Origin of the sequence: Streptococcus jiangjianxini (assembly GCF_040225085.1) — a bacterium.
Taxonomy (GTDB): Bacteria; Bacillota; Bacilli; order Lactobacillales; family Streptococcaceae; genus Streptococcus; species Streptococcus jiangjianxini.
In genome coordinates, this window is sequence record NZ_JBEHGL010000025.1 from 21903 (window position 1) to 28364 (window position 6462).

6 protein-coding genes and 1 pseudogene are annotated in these 6462 nt (G+C 31.0%); 1 reads left to right on the forward strand and 6 read right to left on the reverse strand.

Going from position 1 to position 6462, the window contains the following annotated elements; genetic code table 11:
• Window positions 1–73: 73 nt before the first annotated feature.
• From ABP870_RS09680 to ABP870_RS09705, 6 genes are all read right to left on the reverse strand, one after another.
• A complete protein-coding gene (locus ABP870_RS09680) occupies window positions 74–748 on the reverse strand; it encodes an ABC transporter permease (protein ID WP_350015187.1) in 675 nt (224 codons plus the stop codon).
• The gene (locus ABP870_RS09685; RefSeq protein WP_350015188.1) at window positions 745–1470 is read right to left on the reverse strand and encodes a lantibiotic ABC transporter permease; all 726 of its coding nucleotides are present in this window, start codon (window positions 1468–1470) and stop codon (window positions 745–747) included. The genes ABP870_RS09680 and ABP870_RS09685 overlap by 4 nt, the downstream gene beginning before the upstream one ends.
• Complete coding sequence (locus ABP870_RS09690; RefSeq protein WP_350015189.1) at window positions 1467–2159, reverse strand: ATP-binding cassette domain-containing protein; 693 nt, start codon at window positions 2157–2159, stop codon at window positions 1467–1469. Before ABP870_RS09690 ends, ABP870_RS09685 begins: the two co-directional genes overlap by 4 nt.
• A 128-nt stretch (window positions 2160–2287) precedes the next feature.
• On the reverse strand, window positions 2288–3637 hold the full coding sequence (locus tag ABP870_RS09695) for a sensor histidine kinase (RefSeq protein WP_350015190.1): 1350 nt from the start codon (window positions 3635–3637) through the stop codon (window positions 2288–2290).
• Window positions 3630–4313, reverse strand: coding sequence for a response regulator transcription factor (locus ABP870_RS09700; RefSeq protein ID WP_350015191.1), 684 nt, complete (start codon window positions 4311–4313; stop codon window positions 3630–3632). Before ABP870_RS09700 ends, ABP870_RS09695 begins: the two co-directional genes overlap by 8 nt.
• A gap of 41 nt (window positions 4314–4354) precedes the next feature.
• On the reverse strand, window positions 4355–5725 hold the full coding sequence (locus ABP870_RS09705; RefSeq protein WP_350015192.1) for a S8 family peptidase: 1371 nt from the start codon (window positions 5723–5725) through the stop codon (window positions 4355–4357).
• Window positions 5726–6128: 403 nt separating this feature from the next.
• Here ABP870_RS09705 and ABP870_RS09710 point away from each other — a divergent pair.
• Window positions 6129–6462: pseudogene (locus tag ABP870_RS09710) on the forward strand (transposase); the annotation flags it as partial.

The following is a 6462-nucleotide window of genomic DNA, read 5'->3' on the forward strand; positions in this document are numbered from 1 at the left end:
TATTTAATTTTTTGGAGGTCACTTTAAGTTTCTAGTAAATCTTGTTTTTTTTCACTATCCAATATGAAAGTTATTATTTTAGCACATTATTCTTTGCATATTTTAATAGATAGATTTGACTGGTGTATAATAATACAATCCAAATAAGCAACGAAACTAAGTTAATGCAGTATCCATGTAGAGGCATCAAAATCATGTTAACCGGTATTGCTACTGGGATCCAGTACATGCCTAAAAATACTTTATTTGTCGCAAAAATAATGAGTAAACATTCGATAAAAGCAACGATAAGATTTCCACTATTTCCTAAAAATAAAGTCAATAATAAGTGAAAATGAACTAAGAGAATGCTTAATAGCCAATACACTAAACCAATAGAGAGAAAGGAGGGTTGATGAAAAATAAAAGATAGCAAGCACCAAAGAAAAAATGTTGGTAATAATAATACTACATCTAAAATGATAATTTTAGATGTCCATAATTTTAAAAGACTCTTTTCCCTTCTTAACATTTGAAAATGGTTAGCCTGTTCTTCTTGCTCATATATCAGTACACTTACAAGACTAACAATAACTGTTAGTACTAGCATAGGGAAATAAGTAGCAGCTTCCAATGCTGTTTGTCCTTTTACAACTATTAAATATGGTAAAACAGTTATTATCTCTAATAGTGTAAAACCAAAGATAAGATAACTTGGATATGATTTTCTTATCTTTATCCACTCACTTTGGATCATTTTCATCGTCATAAGTATCTCCTCTTTCGTTTCATCAAATAACTAATGAGCAAAGTTAAAACTATAGATAAAAGCACAGATAATATAATTGTAAAATAATTCCCATTTCCGTAATGTTCTTCCAAATCTCCAGAAGGTTTCAAATGCATAATCACCTGTGCAACCTTATAGTGATATGTATAAGGGAAAATAAACCATAGCTTAGTCTGTGCCATTAAAGGTGCTATTAATAAGCAAATAAAAGTATTTCCAATAACAATTAAGTAGGGGTTTAGCTTATCCGATAGGTAGTATAGAAATGCTATATTCCACAAAACACTTAACCACATCATAAATAATGTTAACCCATCACTGAAAGTATTGACAGACATAAATTCAGGATATAAAAAGATTTCTATAATCTTAATAATAATCATCAAAAATACACTAGCTACAATAAGTTGGAGAGCTATTAAAACCATCTTAGCTAATCGAATTTTTGACCTCAGTTTATCTAAATTTACATTTTGAAACCGTCCTGCCCTTTGTTCATTTTTTGTATCTTTTAAAAACAGTAAACCAACTAATGCATAGAGAAATAAGGCTTCCCACCAATAAATTGTAAAACTTTCTAAAATTTGTGGCCCAACCAGTAGAAATGCAATTAAAGCTGCTAGAAATGGTAATGCTAACAATAATTTTCTGTAGCTATTATTATTTATCTTTAAAAATTCAGATTTTAGAATTGCTTTCATTTTAGACCTCCATGAACAATATTAAAAAAAATATTTTCTAAATCATTAGTATGATCATTTGGCTGATCGTAACAAATACAACCATTGTTTAATATTACTATATTATCAGCTACCTTACTTATCTCATGCAACTGATGACTAGAAATAAGGATAGTCATACCTTTTGCCTGCAATGATTTCAATAAACCTAGCAATTCTCTTGTTCCGTCAGGGTCAAGCCCATTAGTTGGTTCATCGAGAATTAAAAGTTTTGGATTTGTTAAAATGGCCATGCCTAAACCTAATCGTTGCTTCATCCCTAAAGAAAATTTACTTGCTTTTTTCCTACCAGTATTTTCAAGACCAATGATTTTTAAAACTTCCCTAATTTTTTCATCTGTAATACCATATAATAAGGCTTTTGTTTTTAAATTATCAAATGCAGAAAGATTCATATAAATAGCGGGTAAGTCTATTAAAGCCCCAATTTTATTATTATCTTGTTCATCTTTTTGTTTATAATTATCAAACAGTATCTCACCAGTTGTTTCTTTTTCCAAGCCAAAAATAATTTTCATCAGTGTTGATTTTCCAGCACCATTCACCCCTAATAGACCGCAAATGCTACCTGATGGTATCGCAAAGCTAATATCTTTTAACACATCTTTATCTCCATAGTTTTTCGAAAGTTTTTTAATTGTTATGTGCATAATTTCTTCCTCCTTACCTTATGTATTGATTATAGTATTACTTATTCAGATTTCGTTCAGAAAAAAGATAGTCATTCGAATTTGAATGCTATCTTTTATATTGATATGGAAATATTTCATTTTTATTCTTAAATCTTTTTCATAACATATAAATTGACCTGCGCACCTCCTACAGCAGGATTGGATAAAATTAGTTTGCCCTGATGATTGTGAGCAACCTTTTGTGCAAAAGACAAACCGATACCATAATGATTATTATTTCTTCCTGCATTTTCAGTATAAAACAGTTTATTAGCGTTACTAAGGGCTTCATTTGTAAAAACGCGTCCATTATTCCAAACTTTAAAAATAAGAAAATCTGAAGAGTCTTCAACTGATAACGTTACTTTTTTATCACCATCACTATAGCGAGCGGCATTGGCTAAAATATTGATTAGTGCTCTACTTAAATTAAGATGATTACCTTTAAAATTATGAACTAGGGTAGAATTGATAAGACTAAATTCTACCCGATTGGTTATCATCATGTCCTCCACTTCCGCTAATAAGTCATCTAAAAACTCTGGTAAATAAATTGTTTCATGATAGTTTCCATCTTCGATCAAAAGTCTTGAATAACTTAACATTGAATTAAAGTATTTTTCGAAAGTACTAATACTGTGATTCATCGATTGAACAAAGTCTAGTTGTTGATTATCCAAATTAGTAATCTCAAGTAATTCAAGATTTCCTTTCATAACTGTTAAAGGTGTCTTTATATCGTGAGCCAAAGCACCGACTTGAAAAGAAAAATCTTTTTTCTCAGATTTTTCTGTCTCAATAAGTGCTGCTAAGTCATTTCCTTTTTCTTGAAGTGTTCTTAAAATATCATCGAATTCAATTATTTGTGAAGAAGTATCTTTTACTTGTAATACTTCGTCCCCCATTTTTTCAGAAGTAGTTCGTATCATTCTAAAATTATCGGATATTTCTTTAATATATCTCGTCAAACAAATAATAACAGTCGTCACTAAAAAAAACAAAAATAAAGCAATAGTAAGATAATTATATGGAATTTTTCTTAAGTAGTGACTTGAAAATTCTGGCACTTCATTATAACGAACCACTATTATATTCTGATTGGTTTGAAACTGAGCATAGTGAGTCAGATTTACTTTAGTATTCTTTTGCTCTTTTACAGCTAATTTATAGTAATTCAGCTCATTCTTGACAAAGTTTCCTTGCGTGATTTTTAAAGACTTTTTATCGAAAATAATAAAATCATATTTATAGGGCTTAATTATGTTACTAAGCTCGCGAGAAGTCATTTCATTCTGGAATGGAAAATCCATTCCTACTGTTCCATATGTCACAAGACTTAGCTCAGACAAGACTGTTGAAAATAATAGGATAAACAATACATTACAAATCGTTGCAAAAATTATTTCTAAAACGACTTTCCAACTTCTCTGCTTCATTGAATATTTTTTTTTAGTCATTCCATTTATATCCCATTCCTCTCACTGTTTTAATGGGATTAATCCCATACCGAGAAAATTTAGCACGAATTTGATAAACATATTCCGAAATTGAATGAAATAAAGTATCCGCTTCATCATCATAAACATGTCCGTAAATTTCCTCCCTTGTAAAAACTTTTTTCGTTTCACTAGATAAGAGCTCTAAAATACTATATTCCCTGCTAGTAAGAGGAATTGGCTCACTATTAACACACACTACTTTTTCTTGAAGGTAAAATGTTACCGGTAGTAGTTCTCGGATGACAGGCTCATTCAATTTTGCTAGTTTATGTCGATCTTCACGTTTTAAATGGGCAGCCACTTTAGCAACTAATTGGTTAACACTAAACGGTTTTGCTATATAATCATCGCCACCTAGATTCAATCCTGATACAATATCATCTTCAGTATCTTTGGCACTTACAAAAATAATTGGAGATGTTACTGAATCACGAATGCATCTACAAATTTGTAAACCATCAATATTAGGCATCATAACATCAAGGAGTATTAAATCGAAGCCTTTAAAATCATTGATTTCAATGGGAAATTTAATCTCCTGATAAGTTGTTACATTATAGTTTTTCATCTCGAAAATAGTCCGCATTAACTTTAAAATTTCATAATCATCATCTACAACTAATATTTTGTACATGTTATCACCTCAATATACCTATTCCTTTCTATTTTACACCTTTATTGAACAAAATTTGTAATATTTAGTAACCTAATTTGTCCATTACTCTTATTACTACTACGCAAACAATTGTCATATAATATTCGAATGGCCTCATCAGGTTGGTCTTTTAAATCATACTTTTCCATGATTAATCCCAAAGCCGCTGAGACTTTAGGGGTTGAGATTGATGTCCCATATGCATAAGTATACTTTCCTTCAAGGGTGGGAACAATAATCCATTCTTTTTCATATAATCTTTCATCCACCCATTTTTCGTATCCTATTTTAGAGAGTTCTTGACTTCCACCTCCTGTTGCATAGATATCTATATTATCTTTTCCTTGATTTGAAAAACTAGACACAAGATCATTATCATCCACTGAACCAACTGTAACAACATTATCTAATTCAGCTGGAATGTCTTGTACAATTCCGTCAACCTGACTATAATCCTTTCCTCTTAAATTTCCAAGGTAATTTTTTAGTTCTGCTTGATCTTGTAAATCCATCCCTTCATCGCCTACCGAAGCAACAACAACTGAACCTTGGTTATGGGCATAATTAATTGCTCGTTGATAGATATTAATCAAGGCTGTATTATCGTCTTCATCGCTGGAGTCTTTTAGTAAATATTCTCCTAAACTAAGATTAATAACATCAACATCATCTTTTGCTGCTTGGACAAGCGCCTTTAAAATCCATTGGTCTTGGGCATTTCCTTCATCAAAAACACGATACATTCGTATCTTCATACCCGGTGCTATTCCTAAATATTCTCCATTTGATGAAATCTGACCAACGACAGATGTTGCATGGCCAGTTTTATCGACAACATTATGATTATCAACTACTCCAGTATCTAAATTTGATGTAAAGTTTTGTACTGAAATAATCTTTGAATAAATATCTGGATTGTCATATGTGACACCAGAATCAATAACACCAATCGTTGCTTTACCAGAAGATTTATGGTTAAACTTGCTTCCTGTGCTAATACTCTTTTGCATATCCCATTGATTATTCCAAAAATCTAGATTATCATTGGAATAGACCTTTTCGCCATACAGATAAGTAATATTGGGTTTTACAGTCATTGTATTATCTTCAGCTATATCTTCAATACAGTTAGTATTTTCTTTTTTTATGGTGTCTGCGCTTTTTTCTGTAGAGATAGTTAGGAAATTTATTTCAGGTATTTTATCAATAACCTTAATGCCTTGTTTTTGTAAAATATTTTCAGCATATTCAACAGATTCATTTTCATTGATTAAAACATTATAAACGATTTCTTTATTTTCACTAGCACTTATATGTGATGAGATGAAAATACTACCGAATGTAACGATTAACAATGATAAAAAAACGTCAAATAAGTTTCTCTTTTTCATAATATTAACTCCTTTTGTTTTTGCTTCTAGTCTAACAATTCTATTTCAGAATTTCTTCAGGGTCAGTAATATTCTATAATAGTTTCCCCTTTATTAGGTTTTCTTCTGATAGGATTAAAGTCTAGTTGAATGAGATGTACATTGACCAAAATAGTTATAGATTCTTTTAAACATCATATAATACATTCATCTTTGCCCATAGACTTGTTCAAATTTTTCAAAACGCGCCTTTATCAGAATATCATTTCGGTTTTTCTAATTAAAATGACGAGATTTTGGCGTTTTCAAAGGAACTATAAGTTGTGACATCACAATAGCCTTCAATTCTGTTTTCTGAATCGGTTATACTAAACTAGACAGAATTTATAAAGTGTTCTATAGTAATCAAAAACAGGAGAAATTTATGTCTAGAAAAGTACGTCGTCAATTTAGTGATGACTTTAAGCAACAAATCGTTGACCTTCACAATGCCGGTATGAAACGTAGCGAGATCATCAAAGAATATGATTTAACCCCCTCAACCTTCGACAAATGGGTGAGACAAGCTAAAACAACTGGTTCTTTCAAATCGATTGATAATCTAACAGAAGAACAACGAGAGCTAATAGCCCTTAGAAAGCACAATAAAGAACTCAAAATGCAGCTAGACATCCTAAAGCAAGCGGCAGTGATTATGGCACAAAAAGGCAAATAATCACTGCTAACAAGGATAAATACAGCATTTCAGCCATGTGTCG

Coding starts and splice junctions, on each gene's coding strand:
- ABP870_RS09685 (WP_350015188.1), bottom strand. CDS start 1,470: ATGAAAGCAATTCTAAAATCTGAATTTTTAAAGATAAATAATAATAGC.
- ABP870_RS09690 (WP_350015189.1), bottom strand. CDS start 2,159: ATGCACATAACAATTAAAAAACTTTCGAAAAACTATGGAGATAAAGAT.
- ABP870_RS09695 (WP_350015190.1), bottom strand. CDS start 3,637: ATGACTAAAAAAAAATATTCAATGAAGCAGAGAAGTTGGAAAGTCGTT.
- ABP870_RS09680 (WP_350015187.1), bottom strand. CDS start 748: ATGACGATGAAAATGATCCAAAGTGAGTGGATAAAGATAAGAAAATCA.
- ABP870_RS09700 (WP_350015191.1), bottom strand. CDS start 4,313: ATGTACAAAATATTAGTTGTAGATGATGATTATGAAATTTTAAAGTTA.
- ABP870_RS09705 (WP_350015192.1), bottom strand. CDS start 5,725: ATGAAAAAGAGAAACTTATTTGACGTTTTTTTATCATTGTTAATCGTT.